This window comes from Pseudarthrobacter sp. MDT1-22, assembly GCF_054511035.1.
Genome location: NZ_JBTNDK010000008.1, coordinates 145,250 through 160,865 on the forward strand (window position 1 = coordinate 145,250; position 15,616 = coordinate 160,865).

Genomic DNA, 15,616 nt, shown 5'->3' on the forward strand with positions numbered 1-15,616 from the left:
ATATCGGAACGTCGGTTAGGCCGTGGAAGGTGCTTTCAAAATCTGCCCGGGCAGCAGGACATGCGGGCTTTCGCCGATCCGGGATTTGTTGGCCTCGTACCAGCGGGGCCAGTGCAAGGCGACATCCACATCCGAAGCCGCCGGGCCCAAGTGGCGGGAAGCGATGTCCCAGAGTGTGTCGCCCGCCAGTACCGTGACCTCACTCAATGGCGACGGTGGGCCCTGTTCCGCCCGGACGGGCTGGGCCGCCAGCAGGCCGGGGTCCGGGACCGGCGGGCTGGGACGCCAGTCTGGCCGGACCGCCGCCGCAGGAGTTTCGGTGGTCTGTCCTCCCGTGTCTGCAGGGTGTTTGCCCTCCGGTTCCGGGAGCTGCCGGTGGCCGCTTGTGGGAGACCACTGGGCCTGGATGGCTGCGCCGTGGACCGGTACCTCCTGGACCGCCACTTCCTGCGTGGGTACCCAGGCGGGTCCGGCCGGTGGGACGGCTGCGTGAGCCAGCGGTGCCGACAGTAGTTGCACCGACAGTGCGGCCACAGCGAGCCGGCGCATAAATGCCGGGCAGCACTTGCCGGCCCTGTCTGCGGCCCGCCGCCTGCCGCACCTGTCCAGGACGGCAGCCGCTGACGCCAAAACCATCGAGAAGATCCACCACGCCACGATGGCCAGCCCTGCGGCGACAGCCACGGCACCGAGTAGGTCATCAAGGTCCGGGCCTTGCCGGCGTGCTGTGGACAGTTGCCATCGGCCCACCATGCCCCCGCCGGCAACGCAGAGGAAGAATCCCAACAGGAGGATGGACGCCGCCATGACGGCGTCTGCGCGGAGCCCACGTGCTGTAGCTGCCGTCATGGTGTTCCTATCTCATGTTTGATGCTGTTTAATGCCATTTGATAAATCTAGGTTCAGTTTGACGCAGTTATGCTGGATTTGTCCAGAGACTGGAGTGAAGTCGTTGGTGAATTGACCGCGAACAAACCCGCACCCTACGCTTGGCCCCATGCGTTGGGATGCTCTGTTCAGTGATATGGAGGCACAGTTCGCCGAGGGCGAGCGGCTGGCCGTCGATGCCGAGATCTCTGAGCGGGCAAGAGCGGAAACGGCCTCCGTCGTTCTGGCCGACCGCTTGCGGGGTTCCTTGAACAGCCACGTGGCCGTGTACCTGGCGTGTGGGCGCGCCTTCGAAGGAACCCTGAGCCATGCCGGCGCCGATGCGCTGGTCCTGAACGAGTTGCGTCGCCAGGTCCTGGTCCCGTACGGCGCGGTGGCACGCTATGCGGGCCTTGGCCGCGGCTCCGTGGCCGAGACTTCGCAGGTGCGGCGCCGGATCGGATTGGCGCATGCGCTGCGGGGCCTGGCGCGGGACCGGGCCGAACTTGCAGTCACTCTGCGCCACGCGCCGGAAAGGGATACCGGGCTGGCCGGAGTCATCGACCGGGTGGGCAGTGACTTTTTGGACCTGGCGCTGGTCAGCCCCGGGGAGTCCCGGCGTGCATCACAGGTTCGGCAGGTAGCCACGATTCCGTTTGCGGCGCTGGGTGCCCTGCGGTCACGGAGTGCAGGGGAACTGTAGCCGCGGGCCGGAGTCTTTGTTCACCTAATGGGACTTTGCCGCCCGTTGAGGCGATTACCTGGACAAAAACTCAGCGGACAAGCGGTTGCGAGGGCTGACTCGCAAAGCCAAAATCAGCCTTGCTTGGCTTTGGCTTCCAGGATCATGCGGTTGGCCTCGGCGTAACGCTCTTCGATGTATTGCTCCAACATCTTTTCCTCGACGCGCCACTGCCCGCGCCCACCCACCTGGATGGCCTTCAGTTCTCCGCTGCGGACCAAGGCATAGGCCGCCGGCGAGTTGATTTGCAGCTGTTCAGCAACATCGGCGAGAGTCAGGAATCTGGGCATAGCTCCATTTTGCCATTGAAGGCGTCATCTGGTGCGGTTATCCACAGTTTGATGTTGTTTGGTCTTTTGACTTTTGTTCCGGGGCCCATGCCGTAACAATGAGGTGTCCGGACGCAGCCAGCCGCCTGGACCGGAGCTAGGGGGAGAAGAGCATGAGCCACGATGCTGTTACTACAGGTGCCAGGCTGAAACCGCCGTCGTGGAAGGATCCCCGGCTGCTGGTTGGCGTGCTGCTGGTCCTGGCATCGGTGGTGGGAGTGATCTCGCTGGTTGGCAGCGCTGATCAGACCACCGAGGTTTACGCCGCCCGGGACTCCATTGCGGTGGGTGAGAAGCTGACCGCGGACAATGTGGTCCGGGCCAAGGTCCGCCTGGGTGAGACCGAACAGCATTACGTCACCGTTGAAGCAGGGCTCCCCGACGGGTTGGTCGCAGTCCAAAGAATCGGCAAGAACCAATTGGTGCCCAAGGAAAGTCTGGCCACCGTGGATTCGTTGGACCGCAAGCCCGTGGCCGTGACCATTGAGGAAGCACTGCCGCCGCAGGCGGTTGCCGGGACCCGGGTGGACGTCTGGGTTGCCTTGCCGGATGCCCGCAACGGCTTCAGTGAGCCGAAGCTCCTGCTGCCCGGCGCGGAAATTGCACAGGTGACCGCCGGCTCCACGGCCTTGGGGTCCTCCCGCAATACAGTGCTGATGGTGCTGGTTGCCGACGGCCAGATGCCGGCCATCCTCGGCGCGCAGGCGAACCAGGCCAAGATTTCAGTGGTGTGGAACCCGGGCGGGGCCTCATGAGTATCCCCGTGGTCACTGTGGGCCAGGCCCGCGAGGACGTGGTGGGCGGGTTGGAGCGGCTCCACGGTCCGGTCACGGTGGTCCGTCGCTGCACTGAACTGACGGAACTGCTGGCGGCCTGCCAGAGCGGCCTGGCACGGGCCGCGGTTGTGGCTGACGGCTGCGAGGGCCTGACTGCTTCGCTCGTTGATCGGCTCGGTGCCGTGGGCGTGGCGATCATCGCCCTCACGGATGACGCCGACGAGGCTGCCAGGCTGCGCGGGATCGGTGTGGCCTCCGCACTGACCGGCGTAGAGTCCGCCGCCCTGGCCGGCAGGATTGCCGAGGCCGTTGACCAGCTGACAGGCACCGCCAGGGATGCAACGTTCGGGAGCGGGCTGGGGGACACCAGCGCTGCGTTGCGTCAGCGTCCCGCAGCCCAGGCGGACGTGCCGCCGGCCTCCGGGGCGGGAAAGATCATTGCCGTGTGGGGTCCCGCCGGTTCACCCGGCCGGACCTTCGTCGCGGCCAACATCGCGGGGGAACTGGCTGCGGATGGGAAATCCGTGCTCCTCGTCGACGCCGACAGTTACGGGGCCAGCATCGCCGCAGTCCTGGGCCTGCTGGATGAATCTGCGGGGATCGCGCAGGCCTGCCGGCTTGCGGACCAGGGACTGCTCGACGCCGATGCGCTGCTGAAGGTGGCCACACCTGTCACCACCAAACTTGGAACTTTCCGGGTCCTGACCGGGATCACCCGGGCGGACAGGTGGACCGAACTACGGGCAGCAGCACTGTCGCTGGTGCTGGAACGCGCCAAGGAGGTTGCCGACGTCGTGGTTGTGGACACCGGCTTCTGCCTGGAGGCGGACGAGGAACTCAGCTTCGACACGATGGCTCCGCGCCGGAATGCCGCGACCCTGCGGACCCTGGAACTGGCGGACACCGTCTATGCCGTGGGGGCCGCCGATCCGGTGGGGGTTCCCCGGCTGGTCCGCGGACTCGCGGAGCTCGAGCTGGCAGTGCCGCACGTGTCGCCTGTTGTGGTGATGAACAAGGTCCGGGCGGCGGCGGTGGGGAGATCCCCGGAGCGACAGCTGAAGGATGCGTGGGGGCGGTATGGCCCGTCGGCGGAGATCGCAGCCTTCCTGCCGGCGGACAGCCCCGCAGCTGACGCCGCGCTGCTCGGCGGCTCTTTGCTGCTCGAAACAGCGCCGGATTCCAAGCTCAGGCGGGCGATCGCCGATTTGGTTTGTGCAGCTGTCCAGCGATCTTCCCGATCCTCTGTATTTTCTTCCACACCGAGGCTTCGGCGAAAGGGCTAGGCTCACCGTAGGAGCTGCAACGGTGCAGCATCAAACTTGTGATGGAGGCGTTTGTTGATGTCGTCTGGATCCAGCGTGGAGGATCAAGCCTTGGCTATTGGTGACCGGGAGGGGTTCCTGGCGGATTATTACCAGCACCTTGCCGAAGAAGATGCCCGGACTTATTCCCCGGAGGTGCTGGCCAGCCGGGCGGAAACCCACCGCGGTGTCGCCGCGAACCGGCAGCCGGGCCAGGCGAAGGTTTCCATCGTCAACGAGGCGGACAGCAGCGTCGTCTACGTCGTCACGGACGATATGCCTTTCCTTGTTGACTCGGTCAACGCCGAGCTTGTTCGCCAGAACGCCGCCATCGGACTTGTGCTTCATCCACTGTTCGTGGTGACCCGGAACCGGGAAACGGGACAGCTGGTCAAAGTTGACCGCGTCCCGTCCCACATCGGTCTCTCCAGCGGTGATACGGCCGCGATGCCTGTGCTGTCGCACCTCATCGCGCAGGGCGAAAACGCCTCCCACATGGAGTCGTGGATCGCCGTGGAAATCAACCGTGTCTCCGACGAGGCAAAGGCGTCGTTGCTGGACGGGCTGGACCGCATCCTGGGAGACGTGCGCGCCGCCGTCGAAGACTGGCCCAAGATGCGCAACAAGGCCCGACAGATTGCCGCGAGCCTCGACCAGGTGTCCCACCCGGCCCAGATTGCCGAACTGCGGCAGGCGCAGGATCTTCTGCGCTGGCTCGACGACGGCAACTTCACTTTCCTTGGATACCGTGAGTACCACCTCGTCAACGTCGACGGTGAAGATGTACTGGAACTGCGTGAAGACAGCGGTCTCGGACTGCTCCGGGCGAAGCCGGGCGCGCCGCATATGCAGCATCTCACCGACGCCGGCCGAAAAAAGGCCCGCGAAAAGCGGGCGCTCGTGATCACCAAGGCAAACTCACGGTCCACCGTCCACCGCCCCGCGTACCTTGACTACATTGGCGTGAAGAGTTTCGACGCGGCCGGCAACGTCAACGGCGAGCGCCGCTTTATCGGCCTGTTCGCAACCAGTGCCTACGCCGGATCCGTCCGGAACATCCCCGTCGTGCGCGAAAAAGTGGACGCCGTGCTGGGCAATGCCGGCTACCCGCCGGACTCACACTCCGGCAAGGACCTTTTGGGGATCCTGGAGACGTACCCACGCGACGAGCTGTTCCAGATCGAGACCGAGGACCTGGCGGCCACCGCAACCGGCATCCAGAGATTGCAGGAGCGGCGGCGGACCCGGCTGTTCCTCCGGCCGGACATCTACGGCCGTTTTATGTCCGCGGTGGTCTACCTTCCGCGTGACCGGTACACCACCAATGTCCGGCTCCGCATCGAGGAAGAATTACGGACCACGTTCAAGGCTGAGTCCATCGACTACGAGGCGCGGATGACAGAATCGGCCCTCGCCCGCCTGTTCTTCCGGATCCGCCTGCCCAAGGGCAGCGAGGTCAGCCACTTCAACGCCGACGAGCTTGAAGCGCGGCTGGTCCGGGCAGCCCGTTCGTGGAGTGAGGGCATCGCTGAAGTCCTGCGGGAACGCGGCGCCGATGAGCAGGCGAAGGAGCTTGCCGCGATCTGGTCGGAGGCTTTTCCGGCCGGCTACCGGGTGGATTACGAGGTCGAAGACGCGCTGGAGGACATCGCCCGGTTCGAGAAATACGGGGCCGAAGCCGAACGCACGGCCGGTGCCAGGCAGGAACGGCCGGGCGTCCATGTGTACTTGCCCAAGGGCGCCGGTGAAGTCCTGGAGGAGGACGCCCGCGTCAAGCTGTACATGCTGGAGCCCAAGAGCCTGAGCCAGATCCTGCCGTTCTTCCACAATCTGGGACTCGAGGTGCTGGATGAGCGGCCCTTTGAGATCGAGACGGCTGACCAGCGGGACTTCTTCCTCTATGACCTCGGGCTTAAATACCCTGCCGGCATTGATCCGCTGGCCACGGGACAGCTGCTGGCTGACTCGTTCGGTGCCGCCGTATCCGGCGCCGTTGAGTCGGACAGTTTTGACCGGCTGGTGCTGCGTGAGGGGATGCAGTGGCGGCAGATCACTGTCCTGCGGGCCTATGCCCGGTACATGCGGCAGATGGGAAATACCAACTCGGTGGGCTTCATGGCGGACACGCTGCTCGCCAATCCCGATGTCACCAAGGCCCTGACAGCTCTTTTCGAGGCCCGGTTCGATCCCGCCCTGAGCGGGACCGAGCGCCTTGCGGCGCAGGAGAAAGCCCGCGGCGAGCTGTCCGCTGCCATTGAAGAGGTGGCAACCCTCGACGCCGACCGTGTGCTGCGGACCTTGGCGAACCTGATCGAGGCGACCCTCCGCACCAACTACTACCAGTACAAAACGCACCTGAGCTTCAAGCTCGATCCTGCCCGGATTGAGGGGCTGCCGTTCCCGCGGCCGATGTTCGAAATCTGGGTCTATTCCCCGCGGGTTGAGGGCGTCCACCTGCGCTTCGGCAAGGTGGCCCGCGGCGGCCTGCGCTGGTCTGACCGGCGCGAGGATTTCCGGACGGAGATCCTTGGCCTGGTGAAGGCGCAGACCGTCAAGAACGCGGTCATCGTTCCCACCGGGGCCAAGGGCGGCTTCTTCGCCAAGCGGCTGCCCGATCCTGCCGCGGACCGTGCCGCCTGGATGGCGGAGGGTGTTGAAAGCTACAAGACGTTCATCCGGGGCCTGCTGGACCTCACTGACAACCTCGTCACCGGAGCCGAGGGCGAAACTGTTGTGCCGCCGTCGGACGTTGTCAGGCACGACGACGACGATTCCTACCTTGTGGTGGCGGCGGACAAGGGGACGGCCACGTTCTCGGATATTGCCAACGGGCTGGCCGCAGAATACGGGTTCTGGCTCGGTGACGCGTTCGCCTCCGGAGGTTCGGTGGGTTACGACCACAAGGCCATGGGCATCACGGCCCGTGGCGCCTGGGAGTCGGTCAAGCGCCACTTCAGCGAGTTCGACGTTGATACCCAGACCCAGCCGTTCAGCGTAGTGGGCGTGGGTGATATGTCCGGCGATGTATTCGGCAACGGCATGCTCCTGTCCCGGCATATCCGGCTGCTGGCAGCGTTCGACCACCGGCACATCTTCCTTGACCCGGCACCGGAAACGGAATCGTCGTTCGTGGAACGCCGGAGGCTGTTCGAACTGCCGCGGTCCTCGTGGGACGACTACGACAAATCCCTCATCAGCGAAGGCGGCGGCGTGTACGCCCGCCAGGCCAAGTCCATTCCGGTCTCGCGGCAGGTCCGGGCGGCCCTGGGCCTGCCCGCGGCGACCACCGAGCTCAGCCCGCCGGAGCTTCTCCGCGCTATCCTGCTCGCCCCCGCCGACCTGCTCTATAACGGCGGGATCGGAACGTACGTCAAGGCCAGCACCGAGTCCAACGCCTCCGTGGGTGACAAGGCCAACGACAGCATTCGCGTGGACGGCAAGGACCTGCGGGTCAAGGTGGTTGGCGAAGGCGGAAACCTGGGCATGACGCAGCGCGGCCGCATCGAAGCCGCCCTGCAAGGGGTCATCCTGAACACCGACGCGATCGATAACTCGGCCGGCGTCGACTGCTCCGACCATGAAGTGAACATCAAGATCTTTGTGGACCGGATGGTGGCTGCGGACAAACTGACCCCGGAGGAACGGGCAGGCTTCCTCGCCTCCATGACGGACGAGGTAGGGCGGCTGGTCCTCGAGGACAACGTGGACCAGAACATCCTGCTCCTGAACGACCGGATGCGGGTGGCCGAGTGGAGTCCCAGCTATGAGCGACTCATGGACTGGCTGGAAAAGTCGGCTGACCTGAAGCGTGACCTTGAAGCCCTGCCCAGCACCGAAACCCTGCGGGAGCGCCTAAGCCAGGGCCAGGGGCTGACGTCACCGGAGCTCTCGGTGCTGGCGGCCTACGCGAAGATCGAGCTGGCCTCGGCGCTGCGTGACAGCGACCTCGCCGACGATCCGTGGTTCCGGGGGACGCTGCGGGCGTACTTCCCGCAGCAGCTGCGCGAACGGTTCGACGCCGAGCTGGACACCCATCCGCTGCGGCGCGAGATTATTGCCACGGTGGTGGCCAACGACATGATCAACCTGGGCGGCATCACGTTCGCCTTCCGGACCATGGAGGAAACGTCGGCCACGGAAGTGGCTGTGGCGAAGGCCTTTGTGGCGCTCCGCGAGATTTTCGACCTGAACACCATGGTGGGGGAGCTGAACAGCCTGCCGGCGTCGTTCCCCACAGAGCACTGGAGCACCGTCCACCTGGACATCCGTCGTCTGCTGGACCGCGCTGTCCGGTGGCTGCTGGCGCAGGGCGGCACGTCCCGGCCCATCGCTGACACCGTGGCCGAATTCAAGCCGCTCCTGGACCCGATGCGGGCCCGGCTCCTGGACTACCTGCGTGGCGATGACCGTGACCGCGTTGCGGACTGGCTGGAGACCGCGCGCGCGTGGGAACTCCCGGAGGGGCTTGCCTTCCGGTGGGGGGAGCTCTTCGAGAGCTTTGTCCTGCTGGACATCGCCAAGATCGTGCATGCCCGTAAGGAGCCGGTGGAGGAGATTGCGGCCGTTTACTACACAGTGTTCAACCGCTTCCACGCTGACAGGCTGCTGGAACGGATCAGCAGCCTGCCGCGCCAGGACAGGTGGCAGGCACTGGCCAGGGCCGCACTCCGGGATGACCTCTATTCCACTGTGTCGGACATGACGACGGCGGTACTCGAGTCGACGGCGTCAGGGGACTCCGCGGAGGACAGGCTGAAGGACTGGGAACGCCAGAATGCCGAGCAGCTGGGTAGGGCAAAGAGCATGTTTGACGAGGTCAACTCGCTCGAGGCCGACGACATGGCCTCACTGTCGGTAGCATTGAGGCTCTTGAGGTCAATCGTCCGACGCTAGGAATCCCGGCGTCGTAACTGGAGGTGCAGTGGCAATCTTTACGGACCCCATCAGGGAACACGCTGATTTCGGGCCGGGCGATGCCGAATGGCTGCACCTCCTGGTGGGCGACTGGCAGATGGTCGCTGACCTGGCGTTCGCCGACTTGGCGTTATGGTTCCCGCACCCGGATCACGGCTATGTGGCGCTGGCCCACGTCAGGCCGTCCACCACGCACACCGTGTTCCACGGCGACTTTGTGGGCGAGCCCATCCGGCAGGACCTGCAGCCGCTGGTGGACAAGGCCTGGAGCAGCCGTGCCATCGAGCGGTCCAGTGAGACCAACTGGAGCACTGACATGGCGTTGCGGGTGGAGGCTGTGCCGATGGTGCGCAACGGCCGGACCCTGGCTGTGGTGACCACCCACATGGACCTGTCCAGTTCCCGGATGCCGTCCCGCCTGGAGTTGACGTACCGGCAGTGCGCCTACGATCTCCTCCGGATGGGAACGCTGGGGCTGTGGCCTGACTTTGCCTCGCCTACCGGTTCGCGCCGCGGCGCGCCTCGTGTGGGGGACGGCCTGATCAGGCTCGATGCCGAAGGAATTGTGCAGTACGCAAGCCCCAACGGGGTATCGGCCTTCCGGCGGCTGGGCGACGGCGAGTCGCTGGAAGGCCGTTCCCTGGCTGAGGTGACCGCCGGCCTGCTCAAGGACCGGCGGCTGGTGGACGAGACGCTGCCGCTGGTGGTGACGGGGCGGATGCCGTGGCGTAGTGAGATTGAATCCCGTGGTGTGAGCCTGTCGCTGCGGGCCATCCCGCTGCGGGATGAGCAGCAGCGCTTTGGTGCGCTGGTGCTGTGTCGGGACGTGTCCGAACTGCGGCGCCGGGAGATGGAACTCGTTACCAAGGATGCGACCATCCGCGAGATCCATCACCGGGTGAAAAACAACCTGCAGACCGTAGCGGCCCTGCTGCGTATGCAGTCCCGCCGGATGGTCAGCGACGAGGCCAAGCAGGGCCTGGAGCAGGCGATGCGGCGTGTGGCCACCATCGCGCTGGTCCACGAGACCCTTTCACAGGGATTGGCGCAGAGCGTTGACTTCGACGAGCTGATCGGCCGCCAGTTCAGGCTTTCCGCAGAGGTCGCCTCGCCATCGCAGCAGGTCAAGACCGAGCGGTCCGGACTGTTTGGGGAACTGCCCAGCGACTTCGCCACCCCGCTGGCACTGGTCATTAACGAACTGGTGACCAACGCCGTCGAGCACGGGCTCGAAGGACGGACCGGCACCGTGTGGCTCATAGCGGACCGTTCCGAGGAGGAAGACGGCGAGGAACTGCTGACCGTCACCATTGCCGACGACGGTGTGGGACTGCCGGATACGCCGCACGTCGAGGGGCTGGGGCTGCAGATTGTCCGCACGCTGGTCACCAGTGAGCTGGGCGGCACCATCGCGTGGCACCCGCGCGACGGCGGCGGAACGGCTGTCCAGATCCGCCTCAGCCTGGCGGCCAGGTAGCCCGGAGACCTTGCACGTGACTTAACAGCCGATGGCCGCAACCCGGAAGGGTTGCGGCCATCGTTGTGTGAGGCTGTTGGTGCTAGGGCCTTAAGGACCGAGCCTAGGAGGCGCGGCGGGCCCGTGCGGCGCGGCGCTTAAGGGCACGGCGTTCGTCTTCGCTCATGCCGCCCCAGACGCCGGCGTCCTGGCCGGACTCGAGAGCCCACTGGAGGCACGTGTCAACGACGGGGCAGCGGCGGCAAACGCTTTTGGCTTCCTCAATCTGGAGGAGGGCAGGCCCTGTGTTTCCTACGGGGAAAAACAGTTCCGGGTCCTTGTCGAGGCACGCCGCGCGGTTACGCCAATCCATGCTGATCAGTTGCTCCAATTCTGGGAAAAGCTCTTTGTGAAATAATTCACTAGTAGCTACAAAGGAAAAGGGCCCTGAGGGGCCCCCTTGGTCATCTCAGTCAAGCCTGTCATGTTAACGCTGTGTAAACAAGGGGTAATACAGCTTGAAATCCCCGGATAGCTGAGCGATACATCACACGGGCATTGCCGACCCCCGCCACTGTCCGACTATCTCCGGTAGGGTGCCAGTGTGTCAAGACCCCCCACGAACCCTGCAGATCCGTCGCCATCCACGCGCCCGCGCGGCATTGTGGCGATAGCTCTTGTTGTTGCCGCCGAGGCCACCGCGCTATTGGTTACCGCCGCCTGGTACGGCTACGAACTCCTGACCGGTGCACCGGTCCTGTCTTTTTGGGGAGCCGTATTTACTCTGGTCCTCTTGCTCGCTTTCTCGGCCTGGCTCTATTCGGTGGGGCACTTCCTCTTCCGTGGGCGCCGGTGGACGAGGGCAGCGGCGCTGGTCGCCCAGCTGTTTGTCCTTACTATCGGCGTCCCGACCCTTACCGGCGGCGTCATTTGGGCGGGGATCGCCATGGTGGTGCCGGCGCTTGCGGCCATAGTGCTCCTGTTCGACAGACGCGTCATCAGCTACGCATCCCGGACAGGCGATTCGCCTCCGGCGTTCTAGGCACCACCGGCACTTTAGGCGGCCAATCCGTCCTTCGACTGATCAAGCGGTACCCAGCCCAACTGGACGGCGGTGGCGCGGCCGTTCTGGATGAGAACGCTCCGTCCCGGTGGCGGGTTGGGTTCCACCTCGAAGCGGACCCCTAAGAGGTCGCCGTCCATGGACGTCCGGGGCGCGATCAGGATGCCGCAGCCCAGGTTGCGCGCCTGGAGCGCCAGCGGAACCCGCTGGGCGAGTATCGGACTGTACCCCGCAGTCATCACCACCGTGATTCCAAGCGTATTGAGGTCGGCAAGGTCACGGGTGACGTCCTGCAGCAACAGGTCCGCATCGTCAACCAATGCCACCGGGTTCCGTTCCAGACCGCCCGCTGTGGCTTGGCGCAGGATCCCGGACCAGTAGGCACCCGGTTCGGTGTCCTGGTCCGGCATTAGCCACGGTCCTGCTTCAGGGTTGACCCTCGGCAGGAGCCGGAGAAATGACGACTTGCCCGACGACGGGCCGCCCAGCACCGCCAGCACTCCGCCCGCAGACACCCGGACGGATATCGGTTCAAGTTCGTCGCCGCCCACGCCGATGCGGACGACGCGCTGCCCCAGTGGGATCCTGCCTTTCAGTCCAGCCGGGATCTGAGGGGCCGCCCGGTTCAGGATCCGGGCCGCCGGAACCACGGCCGGCAGGGGCTCCACTCGGAATGGTCGACGCCGCAGGGAAGGCTCCGGCGCTTGGGCTAACCGCGGATCCGCGGCCTCAGCGCCGGCAGCCGTGTAGAACTGGCAGACTGCAGTTCTTCCACCCGACAGCGCGCCCACAGCGACGCCCCTTCCCACCGTGGGCGCTGTTGGAGGCAGTTTCGGCCAGGCAATCAGGCTGTCGCCGCTGGATCCGGTCGGGAAGTACACGCGGTTGGGTACGGCTGCGAAGAACCTGGAAGTGACCAGTTCCCGCTGTCCCGAGATGATCACCGTGATACCGGCCCGGTTTCCATCCCGGACTAGGTCATGGAGAACGTCCTCGGCCCACGCCAACGGCCCGGCACGTAAGGCCGAGAGCCAGGATCCCCAGCCAGCGACCACCAGCACGAGCGGTATCTCGTCGTCAGCGGCGGCACGTCCCAGCCGGAGTGACTGCTCCCGTGCCAGACGCTCCAGGATGCGTACGGCACGGCGAAGCTCGTGCAGTCCTGCCGTGGCGCCCACCCGGCAGTGGGAAGCCAACCCCACGAACGAACTGTCCGGGTCCAGCACATACAAATGGGATTCCCGGGCGTGGGATGCCAAACCGAGGACTGCCAGCAGGATGGCCTCGGGCACTCCTGATTCCGGTCCGCCAACAAGGGCCAGGTGTCCGTGGCCGGCAGGTTCCCAGATCAAGGGTGCGGTTCGCTGTTCGGCGGGCAGGTCCATCAGGCCGAGCGTTACGGACCAGCTGGTGGCACCGGCGTCGGCCTTGGTCCTGTCACTGGCGCCATCGTGGTCGTCAGCGTCGCCTTCAACGGTCCCGGGGGTAGACGAGCCTGCAGGTTCGGGGAGGAGACAGGGGAGTGGTGCAGCAATCGGCTTCCGGATGGCCGGACGGTTCATGGTCTCCCACAACGCGGACATGGAAGCTATCAACGGGGCGGTTGCCTCGGCAGGCGTCGGTTCATCGCCGGCGGATCCGGAACCCCCCAGCACTGCATGGGCATCGATGTACTCGGACGCCAACCATACCGAGATTCCGGCGGGTTCGGATCGGATGGCTCCGGCTGTCAGCGATCCGGCCTGGAACTCCAGCGGAGCCTCCGTTCCGCGAGCCAGATAAGCCCGGCCCGGAGTATCGACGCTGATCCCGGCCGCGGCTTTCGAATTGATGATGTCCACGGATTCCATCTCCGACTGGACGCGCAACGCGATGCTGGTGGTGACGTTGGCGCGGATGTCCGCCGTCAGCGCGCCCTGGGGCCGTTGTGTGGCCATGATCAGGTGGATGCCCAGGGAACGGCCGATGGCGGCGATCCTCATCAATTCCCGGAGCGATTCGGGAGCATCCTCCACCAGCATCCGGAACTCATCTATGACAATTACAAGCTGGGGGAGCGGCGACGCGCGGCCCGCCGACGTTGCCCGGAATGACGTCAGGTCCGGTGCCTGAACTGCCGCAAGGCTCTGTTCCCGGAATCTGATCTCGGCGCGGAGGGACTGCAGGGCGCGTTCGAGCTCATGGCTGCTCAGGTCGGTGAGCATACCCACACAGTGCGGGAGCCCGGTCAGGGGGCCGAGTCCGGAGCCGCCCTTGAAATCCACAAAGAGGAAGGTGATGCGGTCCGGCGCGTAGCTGAGGGCGAGAGCAACAGTGAGGCTGCGCAGGAGTTCGGATTTTCCTGAGCCGGTGGTCCCGGCGACCAGCAGGTGGGGTCCGTCGTTTTGGAGATCGAGTGTCCGTAGACCCTCAAGACCGCGCCCGATGGGAACGGTAAGCCCGGGCAAGCTGTTGTTTGCTGACCATCGCCTGGATGTTTCGGGCGTGGAGTGGGGGAGCAGCTCTGCAAGCCGGCAGGACGTGGGGATGGACCGTCCCGCACCGACTGGCTGGTTTGCCTCCCGCGCCAGTCGACGGCAAAACCTGTTGAAGACCTCAATGGGCGCCAGATCAGGAGCGAATCGGATGCTGTTATCACCGTCATTGAACACAGACAAGCGTTCACCGAGTTCCACGTCAGCATTCGTCAGCGCTGACCCGTCTTCGGGGGCATGGATGACCTGCCAACCGTGTTCCAAGGCCGTTGCTGTGATCCTGGCCGAGGACTCCGTGCCGTCCACAAGAAGGAGCAGTCCGTGTCCATGGGCAGGCCCGACGCCGCGTTCGAGCAAGGCTCCGATGGTCCTGGAGTTACTGGAAAGCGTGACACCGTCCAGATACCGTGCGGCGAGGGGGAGATGCTCCGCCTTGCCGTGGACGACCACCCGGGTGTTCCGGCCCAGCGGATAGCCGGCAAACTGCATCAGGAGTGCGCGCACCAGCCCGTCGACGGCGGCGCGTGCCCCGCGGATGGTGGTGAGGGGTCTGGCCGGACTCAGCGTTAGTGGCAGCATGCCGGCTGAAGGGACAGCGCGTCCCGGATCCGTGGGCTCGAACCGGAGGTTGGCCGGCTGGATTGCCTGGCCCAGCCGCAGCCAGATGCCCTTGCTGGTGCGCGGCCCGGCACGGTCCCTACCTGTTGTATCCCCGATGGTCAGGTCCGAGAGCGGCGGCGCGGCCCGCCGTCGTCGTTCCTGGTCCTGGGTGACCGCGGCTCTGACCGCGGCAGCGAGATCGCGGCGTTGCCGGCGCCCGCCGATCACCGGCACCAAGATGGAGATGGCCGAGACGGCCGTGAAAGCCAGGAACATCCACATTCCGGTCACGACGGCAAGCCCCACGCCAATGACCACCGGCAACACAGCCGTCAGAAGCAGCGCCGCGCGGTTCGTGGGATCGTCGCGCCGGCTGACAACCAACGGCTCATCGACATCCATCCCCGCGTCCGCCAGGCCGTCACCCGAACGCTCAAGGAACACCAACGACATTGTGGAGTTGCCGCAACGAATGGTGGAACCGGTCGAAATCACGGCATTCCGCACGCGCTCGCCGTCCACATCGGTGCCGTTGGCACTGTCCAGATCAACAATCGTGATGGCTGTCTCGGTGACCACCAGGCGTGCGTGGGTGCGCGAAAGGTCGGCGTCGGGGATGAGAATGTCGGCATTGCTGCGGCCGATGGTGTACATGCCCCGCCGCAGCGGCACAACCGTCCCCGCGCCGGCGCCGCTGTGGACGGCCAATGCCAGTGACGCTGGAGGCTCGGAGGTGCGCGGCCGGAACCTGCGCGCTGTGAGGTCCGCCCCGTCGACGAGCGTGGCTCCGTTGACAAGCGGAGGCCGTCCGAGCCTGAGCTCAGCGACGTTCTGGCTGTCGACAGAGACAATCCCGGTCCCGAAATTTGCCGTCAGCGCGGCCTGCAGTTCCGCACCGGCAGCCCCGTGTCGACCCTCGATGGTCAGCTCCACGGGTGGTTCCTGGAGAGCTGCGCCCGGGCTCCGAACGAGCGTGCAGTGCAGCAACATGATGTGTGAGTCCTAACGGTCAGCTTGTCTCTAAGCTAGCCATCACGCGGGACGGTGTCGTGAGGCGACGTGCCGTATGTGGACAAGGGCGGGAGCACCGGATT

Annotated in this window: 10 protein-coding genes; 6 read left to right on the forward strand and 4 right to left on the reverse strand. The window is 65.4% G+C overall.

Going from position 1 to position 15,616, the window contains the following annotated elements:
* Window positions 1–15 precede the first annotated feature (15 nt).
* A complete protein-coding gene (locus tag ACX80M_RS08965; RefSeq protein ID WP_252598228.1) occupies window positions 16–849 on the reverse strand; it encodes a LysM peptidoglycan-binding domain-containing protein in 834 nt (277 codons plus the stop codon).
* A gap of 148 nt (window positions 850–997) precedes the next feature.
* Between ACX80M_RS08965 and ACX80M_RS08970 the strand changes: the two genes are divergently transcribed.
* Window positions 998–1,570 (forward strand): hypothetical protein, encoded by a 573-nt coding sequence (locus tag ACX80M_RS08970; RefSeq protein ID WP_459309403.1) that lies wholly within the window; start codon window positions 998–1,000, stop codon window positions 1,568–1,570.
* Between the two features lie 113 nt (window positions 1,571–1,683).
* Here the strand turns inward: ACX80M_RS08970 and ACX80M_RS08975 are convergent, their stop codons facing one another.
* Window positions 1,684–1,899 carry a helix-turn-helix domain-containing protein gene (locus ACX80M_RS08975; protein ID WP_459309404.1) on the reverse strand — a complete coding sequence of 72 codons (216 nt, stop codon included), beginning with the start codon at window positions 1,897–1,899 and terminating at the stop codon, window positions 1,684–1,686.
* 152 nt (window positions 1,900–2,051) lie between these two features.
* Here ACX80M_RS08975 and ACX80M_RS08980 point away from each other — a divergent pair, with 152 nt between their 5' ends.
* The 4 genes from ACX80M_RS08980 to ACX80M_RS08995 are packed head-to-tail and all read left to right on the forward strand — an operon-like array spanning window position 2,052 to window position 10,406.
* Window positions 2,052–2,693: a hypothetical protein gene (locus tag ACX80M_RS08980; RefSeq protein WP_058931940.1), complete on the forward strand. Its 642-nt coding sequence runs from the start codon at window positions 2,052–2,054 to the stop codon at window positions 2,691–2,693.
* Window positions 2,690–3,997, forward strand: a complete 1,308-nt coding sequence (locus ACX80M_RS08985) for an AAA family ATPase (RefSeq protein WP_252576541.1) — start codon at window positions 2,690–2,692, stop codon at window positions 3,995–3,997. The genes ACX80M_RS08980 and ACX80M_RS08985 overlap by 4 nt, the downstream gene beginning before the upstream one ends.
* A gap of 57 nt (window positions 3,998–4,054) precedes the next feature.
* Window positions 4,055–8,908, forward strand: a complete 4,854-nt coding sequence (locus ACX80M_RS08990; protein WP_459309405.1) for an NAD-glutamate dehydrogenase — start codon at window positions 4,055–4,057, stop codon at window positions 8,906–8,908.
* A 28-nt stretch (window positions 8,909–8,936) separates the two neighbouring features.
* Window positions 8,937–10,406: a sensor histidine kinase gene (locus tag ACX80M_RS08995; RefSeq protein ID WP_056343739.1), complete on the forward strand. Its 1,470-nt coding sequence runs from the start codon at window positions 8,937–8,939 to the stop codon at window positions 10,404–10,406.
* A gap of 103 nt (window positions 10,407–10,509) precedes the next feature.
* Here the strand turns inward: ACX80M_RS08995 and ACX80M_RS09000 are convergent, their stop codons facing one another.
* A complete protein-coding gene (locus tag ACX80M_RS09000) occupies window positions 10,510–10,758 on the reverse strand; it encodes a WhiB family transcriptional regulator (RefSeq protein ID WP_003804966.1) in 249 nt (82 codons plus the stop codon).
* A gap of 231 nt (window positions 10,759–10,989) precedes the next feature.
* Between ACX80M_RS09000 and ACX80M_RS09005 the strand changes: the two genes are divergently transcribed.
* The gene (locus ACX80M_RS09005; RefSeq protein WP_459309406.1) at window positions 10,990–11,427 is read left to right on the forward strand and encodes a hypothetical protein; all 438 of its coding nucleotides are present in this window, start codon (window positions 10,990–10,992) and stop codon (window positions 11,425–11,427) included.
* 14 nt (window positions 11,428–11,441) lie between these two features.
* Here the strand turns inward: ACX80M_RS09005 and ACX80M_RS09010 are convergent, their stop codons facing one another.
* Complete coding sequence (locus ACX80M_RS09010; protein WP_459309407.1) at window positions 11,442–15,512, reverse strand: FtsK/SpoIIIE domain-containing protein; 4,071 nt, start codon at window positions 15,510–15,512, stop codon at window positions 11,442–11,444.
* Between the last annotated feature and the right edge of the window lie 104 nt (window positions 15,513–15,616).

Coding starts and splice junctions, on each gene's coding strand:
- ACX80M_RS08965 (WP_252598228.1), bottom strand. CDS start 849: ATGACGGCAGCTACAGCACGTGGGCTCCGCGCAGACGCCGTCATGGCG.
- ACX80M_RS08970 (WP_459309403.1), top strand. CDS start 998: ATGCGTTGGGATGCTCTGTTCAGTGATATGGAGGCACAGTTCGCCGAG.
- ACX80M_RS08975 (WP_459309404.1), bottom strand. CDS start 1,899: ATGCCCAGATTCCTGACTCTCGCCGATGTTGCTGAACAGCTGCAAATC.
- ACX80M_RS08980 (WP_058931940.1), top strand. CDS start 2,052: ATGAGCCACGATGCTGTTACTACAGGTGCCAGGCTGAAACCGCCGTCG.
- ACX80M_RS08985 (WP_252576541.1), top strand. CDS start 2,690: ATGAGTATCCCCGTGGTCACTGTGGGCCAGGCCCGCGAGGACGTGGTG.
- ACX80M_RS08990 (WP_459309405.1), top strand. CDS start 4,055: ATGTCGTCTGGATCCAGCGTGGAGGATCAAGCCTTGGCTATTGGTGAC.
- ACX80M_RS09000 (WP_003804966.1), bottom strand. CDS start 10,758: ATGGATTGGCGTAACCGCGCGGCGTGCCTCGACAAGGACCCGGAACTG.
- ACX80M_RS09010 (WP_459309407.1), bottom strand. CDS start 15,512: ATGTTGCTGCACTGCACGCTCGTTCGGAGCCCGGGCGCAGCTCTCCAG.